This is a genomic window from Sporocytophaga myxococcoides (assembly GCF_000775915.1).
Lineage (GTDB): Bacteria > Bacteroidota > Bacteroidia > Cytophagales > Cytophagaceae > Sporocytophaga > Sporocytophaga myxococcoides_A.
The window spans coordinates 1-16,887 of sequence record NZ_BBLT01000001.1; the positions used below are offsets into that span (position 1 = coordinate 1).

Here is a 16,887-nt window from a genome sequence, read left to right on the forward strand (position 1 = left end):
ATTGTAATGGCTCCTATGACAAGGTCAAGAGCAATCAATTCCATCCCAGGAGAAAATGTAGCAATCTACTATGCTCAAAGAGCTTCAGCCGGACTCATCATTACAGAGGGAACGGCACCATCTGCCAATGGTATCGGTTATGCGAGAACTCCTGGTATTTTTACAAAAGAGCAAATTGATGGCTGGAAGAAAGTAACAAAGGCTGTTCACGATAAAGGTGGAAAAATCATAGTACAATTAATGCACGTAGGTAGAATTGCACATCCGGCCAACATGCTGCCTGGTTCAAAAATTGTGGCTCCATCTGCTGTTGTTCCTAAAAGCGAAATGTGGACCGATACATTGGGAATGCAGCCTATGCCTCAGCCATCAGAGCTTACAGAAGAGGAAATAAGACTGACAGTAGCAGAGTTCGCTCAGGCAGCTAAAAATGCAGTAGAGGCGGGCTTTGACGGAGTGGAGCTGCATGGAGCCAATGGTTATTTAATAGAGCAATTTATCAATCCATCAACCAACAAGAGAACTGATGCTTATGGAGGTTCAACTGAAAACAGAAGCCGCTTTTTAATTGAAACCGCTAATGCAGTGATCGCAGCAATAGGTAAAGATAAAGTAGGAGTAAGAATCTCTCCTTATAATACTTTTAATGATCTGGAGCTATATCCTGAAATTACAGAAACCTATAAGTATATAGCAGAAGAGTTAAATAAGCTGGATATCCTTTATCTGCACATAATTGATGCTCTTGCCAATGCTTCAGAAGAAGGTCGCTTATTGGTTGCAGCAATCAGAAAAACTTTTAATAAGACATTGATCCTTGCCGGTGGTTATGACAAAGCAAGGGCAGAACAAGCAATTGAGGAAGGTAGAGGAGATCTTGTATCATTCGGAAGGTTCTTTATTTCTAATCCTGATTTGCCAGAACGTTTCAGAAACAATGCTCCTCTTGCAGAAGGCAATCAACAATTATTCTATGCAGCAGGAGACGAAGGTTATACAGATTATAGCTCATTAAATTAATATTAAGGCCACGTGAAGTTGAAAGACGTGCCGGAGAAATCCGGTGCGTTTTTTTTATTTATTGAAAAATAGCCTCTGTAATTTTATTGAATTTAATTACTTCCAGCGATTAAACCTTTTAGTCCCATGGAAATAAAAAGTGAATACATTTCCGCACAGAGGCTATTTAGCGACGAAAGAAGTTAACATTGATGAAATTAAAACCTTGAAAAGGCCTTCTTTTAACCGTCTTTAAATCTAAGTTAGGCTTTTTTTTCTAAAAAAAATAAAAGCCGGAAGGCTAATTTTATGATTTTTCTTAGAAGTTATTGATTTTTAGTAATTCATCTTAACAGTAATTAAGATTATTAAAAATGTCAATTCAATTTTACACGCAAACCAATCAAAAATATTCTTATTGGGAACGATTTCAAATTTTGAAGTCTATAAGGTAATTCATTTTTACTCAGATGAGAAAATCTGGGAATATTATTATGAAATTGTTGATTAGATATTGATAAACTTCTGTGTCCTCAGTTTTGAGGCCATACAATGTAGTTACCTTATGGATAAACTTCTACAGATTAATTTTTTTATTATACTATTGCTTCTTAGTATATCTGGATGTATGTCTGATAAATCTCCCATTGATCCTAGACTTGATGGAAGTATAGATACAATTGTCATAAAGCCAGGTCCGGAAGGGAAAGATGCAATAGTCAGTTCTTACTATCCGGAACATAATTTTGGTAATGGTTTATCATTAAACGCTATGATATCCAATATAGACAGAATTCCATATGTAGAAAGAGCCTACATAGACTTTGACATTTCTTCAATTCCTACAGGAGCTTCTATCTTAAATGCAGAATTGATATTATATGCTGATACGGTTTTAATGACTGGAGGATATGCTGGCCATTCGACATCTTCTTCCGGTTCTTTTGAGACAAATGATTGGGTTGTTGAAACAATAACAACTCCATGGGAAGAAAATAGTATTACCTGGTTTAATATTCCTTCAACAGATATTTCTTCAAAAATTGCCTGCGCTCCGGCAACCTCATTTTCTCAGAAATATACAATTAATGTTACTGATCATATAGCTCAGCAATTCCGCTATAAAGGGAGTTCATACGGTTTTTTGATAAAATTGAAGGATGAAAACGGGAGTCGCAAAATAAGTTTTTGTTCTTCAGATTATGCTTATCCTAAACTACGACCAGAATTGATGGTGGTTTATCAGTAGTGTTTAACTAAGTAAGTGGTTGTTGTGATGGAAAGAAAAATAAATATGAACCTTTTGCATTCATATTTTGGGGAAATATGGAGAGGCAAGTGCTTCTTCTTATGGTTAATTCTAATATGTTTAATGAGTTGTTCTAATCCTGTTTGTTTAGCTCCAAATGGAGAAGTCGGTACAAAAGTGATCAATAGGTTTACTATTGTTATTCAGCCAGGAGCAGAAGGTAAAGATGCTGGGGTCTCAACTTATTACCCGGAAGAAAATTTTGGCAACGTTAAAAGTTTAAATGCTTTAACATGGACGGAAAATGTATTGCCCTATACTGAAAGAGGATATATTGATTTTGATATAAAAGAATATATGCCTGCTGGGGCAAAGATAGTAAGTGCATATTTAAAACTTTTTGCAGATACTGTTAATAAAGCTCCCAATATTATAGGCCATTCTGTTCAGAGTTATCAGGGAGTGAAATTGAATAATGAATGGCAGATTTATCGAATAGTGAGTCCGTGGAATGAAAATGAGATAACATGGTTTGATCAGCCCGAAGTGTCAATGACTGATGTTTTTAATTTACCCGGCCCTCAGTTTTCAATCCAATCATTTACCATTGATGTTACAGAACATATCCGGCAGAAGTATAAAGGCACTCCGGGATATAACGGGTTTATGATCAGAAATAAGTTTGAAAGTCCCAATCAATGTGTAGTTTTTTGTTCCTCTGATAATGATCGGAAAGAATTGCGCCCGCAACTTGAAGTGGAGTATGAGAATGAGTGAGCGACTAGAGATTGTAATTAAAAATTTGACAAGGTGCGTTTCTCTTCTTATTGGGATTCTCATTTCTTGTGGAATTTTTTTAACTAGATGTACTCATCCTTATTGTCCGGAAGAAGATGAAGTAATTAATATATTCCATCTAATGCTAAAGCCGGGACCTGAAGGAAAGGATGCTATTTCGATGCCGGATAAGTTCGGAAAAAACTTTGGAGATACTAGTGTCTTAACCTTCATGTATGAAGATGATAGTGGTTTGAGTAAAGGTAACGGATTTATTGAGTTTGATCTTGATCAGCTACCATCGAATTCAAAATTAAAAAGAGCTGTATTGAAACTATTTATTGATACATACGATTCCACTTTTCGCAAGATACCATTATCAGATATAATCCAATCTCATGGATGGTCGGCGCGGGCAGTCATACAGCCTTGGGGCGAGCAGGTCAGCATATACGGCAATGAACCATTAACTTCAGGAGCATTGAAAATTCAATTTCCTGCCAATGATTCCAGCTTTTCGTGCAGTATTGACGTAACACCACTTATCGCAAAGGAGCTCGAAAGACCTGCCAATTATTATGGGTTTATCATTGTTCCGCCTTATGATCAAACTAAATATATGTTCAATTATTGCTCTTCTGATCATCCGGATCAAAGCCTGCACCCAGAATTGATAATTGATTATGAATGATAAAAGTAGAGTTTTTCAAACTCATTTAATATCTATCCAAATCCTGTAGAAATGAATGAGTCATTGTCTTGAAGAGAAAATTAATCCAAATCTATTTGCTATACAGGTTGTGATTCAAACTTGGGAGGAAGACAATATGGATATAGATGATCGTTTATTGTCCTCTGGTGAATTTCGTACCGATTTTCCATCCAATAACCCAGATTATTCCTGTAATATTGATATTACCAGCCTTGTTCAAAAGCAATATTAAAGTCCTCAAAATTATTTTAGTTTTGTGGTTTTAATGAAACGGGATTAGTTTGAAATGTTACCAGAAGGAACGATGAAAAATATGCGGTACTGTTCTTCTGATCATCCGGATCAAAAGTTACATCCGGAATTAACAATAATTTATAAAAAATAATCGATGAAATGATTTCCTTATAGTTCAAGTGTTTTTTATTTCGGGTTAATTAAATTATTTTAGTATTAATATCTTACTAAAATAATCCGGAATCAGAAAACTGATGCTGAAGGAAGCAGACATAATTAAAGGTTGTAAAGAGTATAATTCAACAGCACAAAATGCATTATACAAAGCGTATGCACCTAAAATGAAAGCTTTATGTGTAAGATATTCTTCCAATGAGGAAGAAGCAAAAGATCTTATGCAGGAAGGATTTATCAAAGTCTTTTCAAACATAAAATCATATAATGGAAAGGGGAGCTTCGAGGGGTGGATTAAAAGAATAATGATTAACACAGCTATTTCTCATTATAAAAAGAATAGAAATAAATTTTCATTGGAAGAAATCTCTTTGCTGAATTCAAGAGAGTTAGGATTGGAACAGGAAGAAGAGGTTGAAGAATTATACTCAGAATATACTTCTGAAGATTTAATAAAAGCTTTGAGTAGTTTACCTGAGCAATATAAATTGGTATTCAACTTATTTTGTATTGAAAATCATTCTCATGCAGATATAGCTCAAATGTTATCTCTGGATGAAAAGACTTCAAGGACCAGGTTATTTAGAGCTAAAAAGTTGTTAAAAGATTACCTGATCAACCTGTCCGACAAGCGATGGGTAAACTCTTCGGAAAGGGGAATGTGAAATGGAAAAAAGGAGTATAGAGAATATTTTTAAACAAGGGCTTGAAAATTATGAAATTCAACCCAATGAAGACGAATGGTCGGAAATAGACCTTGCTCTTCCCAGGATAAATTTCTTCAGATTTTCTTTTGTTAATTTCAATATCTATTATTGTTCTCTGATTGTCTTATGTTTTTTATTTTCTGCTTTATCATTGATTTATACTCTTGCTGGAAAAAATGTTAGAACTCAACCTTCTGTTGCTGTAAAAAAGGAAAATATTGAGTTTGAGAAATTTGACCAAAAAGAATTAAAGCAGATAAATAAAGATAGTAAATCGGTAGTATCTCAAAGAGTATCAGTAGTTAAGGTAAAGCCTAAAAAAATCGTAAAATCAGAAAGTGTAGCAAATTATAAAATTAACACAAATAAGAATTTACATATTCCTTTAGATATTAACCAGGATACACTGGGGAATAATGAAAAATTGCAGCAATCAAGCAAGGAAGCTAACCTCTCATTAACTGAATTAAGTCAGCCTGAGCAACAAAAGAAAAAAGATGTCTCGAAAAAGAGAATAGTCTATATTACCAAACAGGATACTATTATTGTTATTGATACATTGAGTAAAAGAAAACCCAAAAGAAAGAATTAAGTTATTGGCATGTGTATTAAGTTATTTTTAATTTCTATAGTATTTCTATTTGTTTCCGGATTATCTTTTGCTCAGATTGACACAACTAACCTCTCAACAGAAGACGAGGTTGATACTGTCATCATAAAAAAAGCAGATTACGTTATCAGAAAAGAGGTATACATTGATGAACCAAAAGAGTATACCAGATTTTTAACAATTTACGGAGCACCTGTCTATTATTCAAGTTATTATGATGTATGTGAAGATTGTAAGGATTTTCTGACAAATCAAAAAAGAGCTGCTGATCCCTTACTTAGTTATAGAATCGGTTTAAACCTTTCGTTTACAAAGGAAAAAATATATATAACTCCTGGAGTTGCCTTTACTTCCGTCCGTGAAAGATTTATAGCCGGAGACTTTTCAGAACAGTATAATCTGGTAAATCATTATAATTACCTGGATGTATCTTTGGCTGCTGGTTATAAGGTCGGGGACGGAAAGCTTAACTGTGTTATTCAAGGGTATGGAGTTGTCAGCAGGTTAATAGAAGCTGAAGGTAAAATCATTTCGACAAAAGACTTTACATCTGTAAATTCAATAAAGACAGATAATTTTAAAACTTATGTATTTAGCTTAGGCCTTGGATTCCGTTTGGGATATAAATTATCAGAAAGGCTTCAGCTCATCGTTGAGCCTGGGTACAGAGGCAATATCTCGACGGTTATAAAAAGCAAAACACCATATGTTCAACAAAGAAATTTTTTCTCAACTGAAATAGGTTTGTCGTTTGCATTTTGAAATGAAACAATCTTGAAGTTAGAATTCACTAATGACTTGTAAGTATTAAATTTTTGTTATTCAGATGAATTAAAGTTCTTTCTTTGGGAAGGATCAGGGATGATGTTTTAATAAGACTTTCAAAAAAAGCTGATGAGATGATCATCAGCTTTTTTAAAATTTTCATTCGTTTTTTGGTTTAGTTTTTTATATTTTCTATTTTCTATTTTCTATTTAAAAATAGAAGTTGTAGTAGCTTCTTGCTCCGTTTGAAGACAAACCTTCAATCATAACCCTTCCTTTTATTTTTTCCAAGATTTCAATCAACTCTTCAGGAGAATTAATGGCAACCTTATTAATAGAGGTGATTATAAAACCTTCAGGTAGCCCCATTCTTGCAATGAGTCCATTTTTAATTCCAGATATTTTGACTCCGTTTGCTATATTAAGTTTATCTCTTTCAACCTTTGAAACAGTTTCAAAGGAAGCTCCAAGGTTCTGAGAGGTCGTAACTTGTTTTACCAACATTGCTGTAGTTCCCTCCCGGTTAGTAAGTGTCACAGATTCGTCAGTCAGTTTTGAATCACTTTTAAAAGTAATCTTTATCTTATCACCCGGATTATGATAGGCAAGTAACTCCTCAAACTCACTTCTGGTATTCACCGGAATGTCATTTAGCTTTAAGATGATATCGCCTTTTTTCAGACCAATTTTTTCAGCAGCTCCGTCTTTTTGCAGATAGGTAACAATTACTCCTGACAAATCTTTCAAATGATGCTTCTCTGCTACAGATGTATTCACTTCAGAGACTTCAGCACCTATGAAAGCTTTTTGAACACATCCGTATTTTATAAGATCTTTAACTACCTTAACCACGATATCGACTGGCACAGCAAATCCATACCCTGTATATGAACCTGTCTTGGATAGTATGGCTGTATTGATTCCTACCAGTTCCCCCTTGGAATTTACAAGTGCTCCACCACTATTGCCTGGGTTAATGGCTGCATCAGTCTGTATGAAAGATTCCAGAGGAAATTGACTGTTCACAACATTTATATTTCTCGCTTTTGCACTAACAATACCGGCTGTTACAGTAGATGTCAGATTAAATGGATTTCCTACGGCAAGCACCCATTCTCCAATCTGAAGGTTTTTAGAATTACCGATTTTAACAGCAGGAAGTCCTTCGGCTTCTACTTTAAGAATTGCTAAATCGGTACTTGGGTCCGTACCAACTATTTTTGCCTGATAGGTTTTTCGTTCATGAATTACTTCAATCTTATCAGCCTTTTGAATAACGTGATTGTTGGTAATGATATAACCGTTGTCTGAAAAGATCACTCCCGAACCAGAGCTGGCAACCTGACTACTTCCATTAAAATACCAGTCAAACCATGAGCTTTGAGCATTGGTTCCAACAGTCTGAATAAAAACTACTGAAGGGGTGCTCTGTGCAGAAGCTGCTACAAAATCTCCGGTCATATTTATAGATTCCTGAGATTTGTAATTTGCAAAAACCTTATTTGTCGGGTTGGTGGCTTGAATAATAATGGGTTCACTTTTGTGGAACAATCCATAAGTATATGAGCCCGCTATGCCAGAAGCAAACCCAAGAAAAATTATTGGTATAAACTTTTTCATAATAATAAAGTGACGCATCTAAGAGCGAAAAATTATAAAATTCTTACAATTTTTTGAAGAAGTTTTTTCTAAAATTGGAACATGGGAATATTTAATAAGGATAATTGCTCTTATTTATTAAATTTGTAAAGACACGTATATGGGAATCAGAGCAATATTAAGTAAGCCAATAGCTAATTTTGTAGTATCAAAACAAAAAAAGTGGGCGTCCGATCCGTCAGGAACTCAGCAGAAAGTCTTTAAATACCTCATCGATAAAGCGAAACATACTGCATTTGGCAGAGACCATGATTTTGCTGGTATAAAATCCTATGAAGATTTTAAAAAAAGAGTACCTGTAAGAGACTATGAGGAGTTAAAATCTTACATTGAGAAGGTCGTTGATGGCCAACCGGATATCCTTTGGCCGGACAAACCTCTTTATTTCGCCAAAACTTCAGGCACAACCAGTGGTATAAAATACATTCCAATAAGCAAAGAATCCATTCCTTACCATATTAGCGGAGCAAGAGATGCTTTGTTGAACTATGTTTATAACACCGGTAAATCAATTTTTCTGGATGGAAAGTTAATTTTCCTTTCCGGAAGTCCTGAAATGGAGATGAAAAACGGAATTCATGTGGGAAGATTATCAGGTATTGTAAATCATCATGTTCCAGGCTATCTGAGGACCAACCAAAAACCAAGTTACCAAACAAATTGCATCGAGGATTGGGAGGAAAAGCTTGATACAATCATAGAAGAAACCATAGATCAGAGAATGACTCTTATCTCCGGTATTCCGCCATGGGTGCAAATGTACTTTGACCGAATTACTGCAAGAACTGGTAAGAAAATCAAAGATATATTTCCTGATTTCTCTTTGTTTGTTTACGGTGGCGTTAATTTTGAACCTTACAAAGCCAAATTGTTTGAATCGATAGGTAAAAAAATTGATTCAATAGAGACTTATCCTGCCTCAGAAGGGTTTATAGCCTTTCAGGATCAGCAAGATAGTAATCAGCTTTTGTTGTTGCTTAATAGTGGTATTTTCTATGAATTCATACCTGCTGATGAATATTTTAATGAAAATCCAACCAGGTTAAATATCAATGAAGTACAGTTGGGCGTTAATTACGCATTAATTATGAATACAAATGCAGGTTTGTGGGGATACTCTATTGGAGATATGATAAAATTCGTTTCCAAAGATCCTTACAGAATCATTGTTACTGGAAGGATAAAACATTTCATTTCGGCCTTTGGGGAACATGTTATAGGTGAAGAAGTTGAAAAAGCATTAAAATTTGCTGTTTCCAAACATCCGGAAACAGAAGTAATAGAGTTCACTGTTGCACCTCAGGTAACTCCCAAAGAAGGGCTGCCATATCATCAGTGGTTTATAGAGTTTAATAAATTTCCTAACGACATCAATGCTTTCAGAGAGGATCTGGATGCAGAGATGGTTAGGTTGAACACATATTATGACGATTTGATTTCCGGAAATATTTTAAGAAAACTGGAAATCACTCCAATGAAAAAAGGTGCATTTATAGATTACATGAAATCAATCGGAAAACTTGGTGGTCAGAATAAACTTCCGAGACTGGCTAATGATCGTAAGATTGCAGACCAGATAGAACAATTTAAGCAAGTGTAAATTTTTACAGATTTCATGGGTATTTTAAAAAAGCATATTGCAATATTAGGATCTACAGGTTCAATTGGAACGCAAGCTCTTGATGTTGTCAGAGCTCATCATGATAAATTTAAAATAGATGTCCTTTCTGCTGAAAATAATGCAGAATTACTTATCAGTCAATGCCTTGAGTTTTTGCCGGAAACTGTAGTTATTGGAAATGCAGAACATTTCGAGAAAGTTAAATCAGCACTGGAGCCAGCAAATATTAAGGTGTTTTGTGGTAAAGAAGCACTTGCAGATGTGGTCCAGACTGAAAGAATAGATCTGGTGCTAACAGCGATGGTAGGCTACTCAGGCTTGTTGCCTACTCTGAAGGCTATTGCTGCCGGAAAAGATATAGCTTTGGCAAATAAAGAAACGCTAGTGGTTGCAGGTGAACTGATTACACATGCTGCCAAAATAAGTAAAGTAAATATCTATCCTGTTGACTCAGAACATTCGGCTATTTTTCAATGTCTTGCAGGCGAGGATTATTCAAAAATCGAAAAGATAATTCTTACAGCTTCTGGTGGACCCTTTCGCGGAAAATCATTGGATTTTCTTAAAACTGTTACCAAACGAGATGCTTTGAAGCATCCAAACTGGAACATGGGAGCAAAAATAACAATAGATTCTGCCTCTTTGATGAATAAAGGGCTCGAAGTGATTGAAGCGAAGTGGCTGTTTGGACTTGAATCTTCACAAATTGAAGTAATTGTACATCCTCAATCTATCATTCATTCTCTTGTTCAGTTTACTGATGGTTCCATGAAAGCCCAGATGGGTCTGCCAGATATGAAGTTGCCTATTCAATATGCACTCTCTTATCCGGAACGTCTCAATTCAGATTTTCCAAGGTTCAATTTTCTTGATTATCCAAATCTTACTTTTGAAAAGCCGGATATGGAAACCTTTAGAAATTTAAAACTGGCCTATGAGGCAATGGAAAAGGGAGGCAATATGGCCTGTATTTTGAATGCTGCAAATGAAATAGCTGTTCAGGAGTTTTTGGCAGATAAAATAAACTTCCTGGATATTCCAGATGTTGTTGAAGATTGTATGGCCAGCATTCCATATATATGCAGGCCTACTTATGAAGATTTTGTACAGACAGATATTGAAACGAGACAGCTTGCAAAAAGAAAGCTTTATAAAGTATAAATTTTACTTATATTTTTCATATTTATTGATTACTATTGTTTAAAGGAACTTAGAGATAATGGATGTATTAGGCATTTTAATTATGGCAGGTCAGCTTTTGCTGGCGCTTTCTATTTTAGTGGGAGTTCACGAAGCGGGGCACATGCTTGCTGCTAAATATTTCGGAATGCGGGTTGAAAAATTTTCGATTGGTTTTCCTCCAAAAATTTTCGGGTTTAAAAAAGGTGAAACAGAATATTCATTCGGTGCTGTACCACTAGGTGGTTTCGTAAAAATCTCCGGAATGGTTGACGAGTCTCTCGATACAAAAGAGCTTTCAGAAGAACCTAAACCTTACGAATTCAGAGCTAAGCCAGCCTGGCAAAGATTGATCGTTATGATGGGCGGAATAATTGTCAATGTTGTTGTTGGAATAATTATTTTTATAATAGCTACTTATGTATATGGGTCAGAATATTTCCCTGCTTCTGAAATTAACAAAAATGGTATAGTAGCGCATGAACTAGGAAGAGAAATAGGTTTAAAGACAGGAGATAAAATTGTCAATGTAAATGGTAAACCTTATGAGAAATTTCCAGAAGATGTTATTAATGCTGATGTATTTCTAACTGACAATAATTTTTATACTGTTAAAAGAGGCGATTCACTTCTTACTATAAAAATACCAAGCAATATTGCTGGTAAACTTTCAGAAGATAAAAACAATTTCATTTCAGCTATTACTCCATTTGGTGTGGAAGCCGTAGAAGACGGTTCTAATGCAGCAAAGGCTGGCTTGAAACCAAATGATAAGATTATCACTATCAATGGCGATTCTATAAGATATTTTCATGAATTGACTTCCAAGCTGGAGACTCTGAAGAACAAGAGGGCAAATATTGTTGTGGAGAGAGAGGGAAAATTATTGACATTAAATCCTGAGGTATCAAAAGAAGGAAAGATTGGATTCCAGCCTAAAATGCTTCTGGAAACCAAAACGGACTATTATACTTTTTGGCAGGCCGTTCCGAAAGGCACCACTGATGCATTTGCTGTAATTACTAATACTGTAAGAGGGTTTGGAAAAATCTTTAAAAGAGAAGTACCTCTAAGCAAGTCAGTAAGCGGTCCGATTGGAATTGCATCGAAATTTGGAAATCAGTGGATCTGGCAAAGGTTCTGGTTTATGACAGGATTACTTTCCATGGTGCTTGCATTTATGAATTTCCTTCCTATACCAGCATTAGATGGAGGACACGTGATGTTCCTTACTTATGAAATAGTTTCGGGTAGAAAACCATCAGATAAATTTCTTGAAGTGGCTCAGAAAGTGGGAATGGTCATTCTATTGTCTTTAATGGTATTTGCCTTTGGCAATGACATATTTAAAAAGTTTCAATAAATTTTATTTAACCTAATATGACTAAAAGGTTTTTTCAGGTTTGCCTCTTACTATTGTTAGGAAATGCTTCTGTATTTTCTGCCCCCCTTGATTCACTTGGAGTCGTCAAAATAGACGACAAACTCCATGTGAAATATCTGGTGTCTCCGGGAGAAACTATATATGGTATTTCAACAAAATATGGTGTCTCTGTTAATGATCTGATGGAAATTAATCCTCAGTTAGAAAATGGCCTGAAGGTCGGGCAGATCATAAACATACCTTATAATCCTTCAATTGTTCAGCAAATCAGAAAAAGTGAGGATGCCATAGTGCATAAAGTGACAGCTGGTGAAACGTTGTTTGGAATTTCCAAAAAATACAACATTCCAATGAATGATCTGTTAAAATGGAATGGGATGGAACTGAAGGCTGGTCAGGAAATAGTAGTTGGCTATAAGAGTCAACAAAGCGCTCCTTCCTCAATTGCTCAAAATTCAAATCCTAAGACGGAACCAGTAAAGCAAAATACAACTACTGAACAGCCAAAGGCAGCACCTGCTGTGAATACTGCTAATGCTCAGCCAGCAAAACCTTCTTCTGCTACAGAAACAAAGGAACCTGTAAAGCAACCTGTAGTTGCGGAAAAAACTACTCCTGCTGAAAAGGCTAAGCCACAACCGGCACCTGTAAGTACTACTGAACAATCAAATACAACAGCTACAGCATGGCCCACCAGTGGTCAGGAACAATACAGATATGATCCGGAAATGAAGCAAATTCTGGTCATTCCGTTTGATCCATATTTATATTTCAGTGATGCTGATGATGAAATTGCAGCTAAATCCAATATGCCTCGCACCAAGGTTCGTCAGGTATTCAGAAGAAGATTAAATGCTTTACTGGATAAGCCTGGCTATGAAATGATTTATCTGGTCGGAGGAAAAGCTAAGGACTCTATTGGTGACTTGAATAAAATTTACAGCTCAGTGAGCTATGCATATCAGGAATCTGTAACCACTGTTAATATTCAGCAACAGGAGGTAAAAGAAGCCAAAGCAAAATCTACTAAGAACTGGATTGAGAAACAGAAAGAAAAACTGATTCCTCAAAATGAAAAGAAATATGATGTGCCTGAAGATTTTGGAAGCTATTTTGGAGTGAAGATCAAAAACCCTCAGGAGTTTTTCGATTATTTTAATTCAAAATACAGCGTTGATTATTATATTTTCATCAACCAGTTTGAAGTTAAAACAGATTATGAGCATTGCCTGGATAGGGCAGCTTTAAATTTTGAAAGAAGCTTTACAACTCATTTCTCCATTTATGACAATGAAGGGAAACAAATTGCAGGCAATAAATTCAAGACGCATTATAATTCCAATTCCAACTACGTTTACCAAATCGTTGCAGACAATTGTCCTAAAATAGCAGAGAGAATTTTATCGGAACTTCCTGCTCCAGACCAGAAATAACAGTAACAGAGAACTGTAACAGTAAACAGAATTAGGAACAACAGCTTATTGAAACAGGAATAATAAGAAAAAAACAATATTTATTAAAAGAAGAAGGCTGCTCATTTTGCAGCCTTTTATTTTTTAGAGTAATAAATTTATTCTATTCTTTTTATTATTTCAGTTCTCTATCACTGATTACTTTTACTGTTTTCCTCAGATCTTCAATATTCTAGCAGCTTTCAGAATACCTGCTATACTCAGACTATCAGTAATTTCATTGTTCATCACCATTTCCACCGCATCTTTCAGATGTACTCTCTTTACCTGCAATTCTTCAGTATCTTCAGGCTCGCTTTCTCCATCTTTCAGCCCTTGTGCAAGATATAAATAACCGACTTCGGAGGTTACGCTGTTTGACGTATGGATAGTGCAGATATTGGTCCATTGATCAGCAGTAAAACCTGTTTCTTCTTTGAGTTCTCTTTTTGCAGACTCAAGTGGGTCAATACCAATTGGTCCCCCACCTTCAGGAATTTCCCAGGAATATTCATTTAGTGTATATCTGTATTGACCAACAAGGTATGTATAGCCTTCGTCATCTACCGGGATAATTCCGATAGCTATATTTTTAAAAGTTACTACTCCGTAAATTCCATTTCCTCCTTTTGGGTTGATTACCTGATCTTCGCGGACAGAAATCCATGGATTGTCATAAATAGATCTGGAAGAGACTGTTTTCCATGGGTTTTGAGTTAGCTCCATATGTTCTGAATTTGAATTTGTGGATAAATTTAGCATAATATAATTAAAAGAAGGATTTCAGGGAGTCATTATTATTCCTTACTTTTATAATAGCAATTTGTTATTGATGCTGAAATCCTACCATACTGAAGATTTAGTGGAAGCAGGGGTTGATGAAGCGGGAAGAGGCTGCCTTGCAGGTCCTGTTGTTGCTGCAAGCGTAATTTTACCTAAAGATTACCATCACCCTATACTCAATGATTCTAAGCAGCTTTCAAAAAAGCAAAGAGAGCTTCTGCGTGAAGAAATAAAACGTGATGCAATTTCCTGGGCAATAGCTGAAGTCTCCCATACAGTCATTGATGAAATTAATATTCTGAATGCATCATTTCTTGCTATGCACAAGGCTATTGGAAAACTTAAAACCAAGCCCGAACTCCTTCTGATTGATGGTAATAGGTTTAAGCCCTACAAAAAAACCAGTCACTACTGTATTGTTGAAGGTGATGCAAAATATCTGAGCATTGCAGCAGCTTCTGTGCTGGCTAAAACCTACCGTGATGATCTTATGGTCAAACTTGCTTCAAAATTTCCTGTTTATGACTGGGAAAACAATATGGGATATGGAACTCCAAAGCATAGAGAAGCAATTTTCCAAAATGGACTTTCTCCTTTTCACAGGCTCTCTTTTAAACTTGATAAATCGGGCTTCGATTCTCAATTGAATTTATTTTGACCTTATCTCTGACAGGCAATATTATCAATCTTTAAAGTCAAAATAAAAAATCGTATTTTTATACAATTTTTATATGGAAAACACTGAAACAATACTCAAAAAGGTCCCTTTGAATGACCTTCATACTGCACTAGGTGCTAAAATGGTACCATTCGCAGGGTTTAACATGCCTGTCCGTTATTCATCAGATCTGGATGAACATAATACTGTAAGAGAAGCTGTCGGTATTTTTGATGTATCTCATATGGGAGAGTTTATGGTGAGGGGAAAAGGGGCTTTGGAGTTGATTCAGAAGGTGACCAGCAACGATGCGTCAAAACTGTTCAATGGCAAAATTCAATATTCTTGCTTACCAAATTCTAAAGGTGGTATTGTAGACGATCTCCTTGTCTATAAGATAAACAACGAGGAATATTTGCTTGTTGTAAATGCATCAAATATAGAAAAGGACTGGAACTGGATATCAAGTCATAATTCGTTCGGAGCTCAGCTGGAAAATATTTCTGATCAAACAGCACTTTTTGCAGTTCAGGGCCCAAAAGCCACAGAAGCTCTTCAAGGACTTACAAGTCTAAACTTGTCTTCAATGGAATATTATACATTTGAAATTACAGATTTTGCCGGGGTTTCAAATGTGATTGTTTCCGCTACAGGATATACTGGCGCTGGCGGTTTTGAGATTTATGTTCCCAGTGATAAAGCAGTACTTGTCTGGAATAAAATCATGGAGGCAGGTAAGTCGTTTGGAATTAAACCTATAGGTCTGGGTGCACGGGATACGTTAAGGCTGGAAATGGGATTCTGTCTTTACGGAAATGACATAGATGATAGTACTTCTCCAATAGAGGCAAATCTTGGCTGGATTACAAAATTTACCAAAGATTTTGTTAATTCTAAATCCTTAAGAGAGCAAAAAGACAAAGGTGTGTCAAAAAAGCTGGTAGGGTTTGTGATGCAGGAGAGGGGCATTCCGAGAAGCCATTATCCGATTTTGGATGCAGAGGGAAATAAAATCGGAGAAGTGACATCCGGAACACAATCTCCAACTTTGTCTGTCGGTATTGGAATGGGATATGTTTCAACTCCATTTGCAGAGGTAGATTCAGAAATATTTATTGATATAAGAAGTAAAAAACATAAGGCTAAGGTTGTAAAGCTTCCTTTCCTGAAGAAGTAAAAGCTAGAATATGAGAAAAGTGGATGTATGCCTTACCCCTGAGCTCCTTCATTTATATGGAGTAAAAAACAGGGTAGTTGTAATTGTTGATATTCTTAGGGCAACCTCATGTATGACTGTAGCCATTGCTAATGGGGTTGAAAAAATTATTCCTGTTGCGAAGTTGGAGGAATGTCAGTCACTTAGGCAAAAAGGATGTGTTGGTGCTGCCGAAAGGGATGGAAAAATGCCTGAAGGTTTCGATCTTGGAAATTCTCCCCTCGCTTATCTTAACAATGCTTATGCGGGCAAAACCATTGCTATGACTACAACCAATGGAACTTTGGCAATCTCAAAATCAAAAGATGCAGAAGAAGTTATCATCGGTTCTTTTCTGAATAAAACTGCTGTTATAAACTATCTTATTTCTCAACCTAATGATGTGCTGATTGTTTGTGCAGGGTGGAAAGGTAAAGTAAATCTTGAAGATACTCTATTTGCTGGTGCAGTAGTGGAAGGTTTGAAAGATCATTTTGAAATTGAAAATGATGCTGTTATTGCTTCTGCCACATTGTACAATTATGCTAAAAAAGATATGTTGGATTACCTTTCAGCATGCTCGCATGTCAAAAGATTAAAAAATCTACACATTCAAAAAGATATTGAATTTTGTCTTCGCGAAGATCAGTTTAATGTAATACCAGTGCTTAAAGAAGATGCATTGGTTGATATGGAAAAACTGGTCCTGACTTAATCTTTTAATGGCTAA

Annotated in this window: 17 protein-coding genes; 15 read left to right on the top strand and 2 right to left on the bottom strand. The window is 35.8% G+C overall.

Annotation, left to right across the window (positions count from 1 at the left end; genetic code table 11):
- From MYP_RS00005 to MYP_RS00040, 8 genes are all read left to right on the top strand, one after another.
- Positions 1-1,020 (top strand): alkene reductase (locus MYP_RS00005; protein ID WP_156140205.1); only part of this gene is annotated, 1,020 nt, incomplete at its 5' end.
- Positions 1,021-1,564: 544 nt separating this feature from the next.
- Positions 1,565-2,248, top strand: coding sequence for a DNRLRE domain-containing protein (locus MYP_RS00010; protein ID WP_156140207.1), 684 nt, complete (start codon positions 1,565-1,567; stop codon positions 2,246-2,248).
- A 123-nt stretch (positions 2,249-2,371) separates the two neighbouring features.
- Positions 2,372-3,025: a DNRLRE domain-containing protein gene (locus MYP_RS00015; RefSeq protein WP_197059972.1), complete on the top strand. Its 654-nt coding sequence runs from the start codon at positions 2,372-2,374 to the stop codon at positions 3,023-3,025.
- Between the two features lie 142 nt (positions 3,026-3,167).
- Entirely contained in the window at positions 3,168-3,716 is a 549-nt protein-coding gene (locus MYP_RS00020; RefSeq protein WP_197059973.1) for a DNRLRE domain-containing protein, read from the top strand.
- Positions 3,717-3,771: 55 nt separating this feature from the next.
- Positions 3,772-3,969 carry a hypothetical protein gene (locus MYP_RS00025; protein WP_045456811.1) on the top strand — a complete coding sequence of 66 codons (198 nt, stop codon included), beginning with the start codon at positions 3,772-3,774 and terminating at the stop codon, positions 3,967-3,969.
- Between the two features lie 256 nt (positions 3,970-4,225).
- Positions 4,226-4,810, top strand: a complete 585-nt coding sequence (locus MYP_RS00030; RefSeq protein WP_052429834.1) for an RNA polymerase sigma factor — start codon at positions 4,226-4,228, stop codon at positions 4,808-4,810.
- A gap of 1 nt (position 4,811) precedes the next feature.
- A complete protein-coding gene (locus MYP_RS00035) occupies positions 4,812-5,444 on the top strand; it encodes a hypothetical protein (protein ID WP_045456814.1) in 633 nt (210 codons plus the stop codon).
- 9 nt (positions 5,445-5,453) lie between these two features.
- Complete coding sequence (locus tag MYP_RS00040) at positions 5,454-6,224, top strand: hypothetical protein (RefSeq protein WP_045456817.1); 771 nt, start codon at positions 5,454-5,456, stop codon at positions 6,222-6,224.
- A 213-nt stretch (positions 6,225-6,437) separates the two neighbouring features.
- Here the strand turns inward: MYP_RS00040 and MYP_RS00045 are convergent, their stop codons facing one another.
- Positions 6,438-7,847 carry a trypsin-like peptidase domain-containing protein gene (locus MYP_RS00045; RefSeq protein WP_045456820.1) on the bottom strand — a complete coding sequence of 470 codons (1,410 nt, stop codon included), beginning with the start codon at positions 7,845-7,847 and terminating at the stop codon, positions 6,438-6,440.
- Positions 7,848-7,986: 139 nt separating this feature from the next.
- Here MYP_RS00045 and MYP_RS00050 point away from each other — a divergent pair, with 139 nt between their 5' ends.
- The 4 genes from MYP_RS00050 to MYP_RS00065 are packed head-to-tail and all read left to right on the top strand — an operon-like array spanning position 7,987 to position 13,503.
- A complete protein-coding gene (locus MYP_RS00050; protein ID WP_045456823.1) occupies positions 7,987-9,486 on the top strand; it encodes a GH3 auxin-responsive promoter family protein in 1,500 nt (499 codons plus the stop codon).
- Positions 9,487-9,501: 15 nt separating this feature from the next.
- Entirely contained in the window at positions 9,502-10,668 is a 1,167-nt protein-coding gene (locus MYP_RS00055) for a 1-deoxy-D-xylulose-5-phosphate reductoisomerase (RefSeq protein ID WP_045456825.1), read from the top strand.
- Positions 10,669-10,726: 58 nt separating this feature from the next.
- The gene (gene rseP, locus MYP_RS00060) at positions 10,727-12,049 is read left to right on the top strand and encodes an RIP metalloprotease RseP (RefSeq protein WP_045456827.1); all 1,323 of its coding nucleotides are present in this window, start codon (positions 10,727-10,729) and stop codon (positions 12,047-12,049) included.
- A gap of 17 nt (positions 12,050-12,066) precedes the next feature.
- Entirely contained in the window at positions 12,067-13,503 is a 1,437-nt protein-coding gene (locus MYP_RS00065) for a LysM peptidoglycan-binding domain-containing protein (protein ID WP_045456829.1), read from the top strand.
- A 195-nt stretch (positions 13,504-13,698) separates the two neighbouring features.
- Here MYP_RS00065 and MYP_RS00070 read toward each other — a convergent pair whose 3' ends face one another.
- On the bottom strand, positions 13,699-14,247 hold the full coding sequence (locus MYP_RS00070; RefSeq protein WP_045458877.1) for an NUDIX domain-containing protein: 549 nt from the start codon (positions 14,245-14,247) through the stop codon (positions 13,699-13,701).
- Between the two features lie 106 nt (positions 14,248-14,353).
- Here MYP_RS00070 and MYP_RS00075 point away from each other — a divergent pair, with 106 nt between their 5' ends.
- The 3 genes from MYP_RS00075 (at position 14,354) to MYP_RS00085 (ending at position 16,872) form a co-directional block, all read left to right on the top strand.
- Complete coding sequence (locus MYP_RS00075) at positions 14,354-14,962, top strand: ribonuclease HII (protein WP_045456832.1); 609 nt, start codon at positions 14,354-14,356, stop codon at positions 14,960-14,962.
- Between the two features lie 73 nt (positions 14,963-15,035).
- Positions 15,036-16,139 (top strand): glycine cleavage system aminomethyltransferase GcvT, encoded by a 1,104-nt coding sequence (gcvT, locus tag MYP_RS00080; RefSeq protein WP_045456835.1) that lies wholly within the window; start codon positions 15,036-15,038, stop codon positions 16,137-16,139.
- Between the two features lie 10 nt (positions 16,140-16,149).
- Positions 16,150-16,872 (top strand): 2-phosphosulfolactate phosphatase, encoded by a 723-nt coding sequence (locus MYP_RS00085; RefSeq protein ID WP_045456838.1) that lies wholly within the window; start codon positions 16,150-16,152, stop codon positions 16,870-16,872.
- Positions 16,873-16,887: the final 15 nt, after the last annotated feature.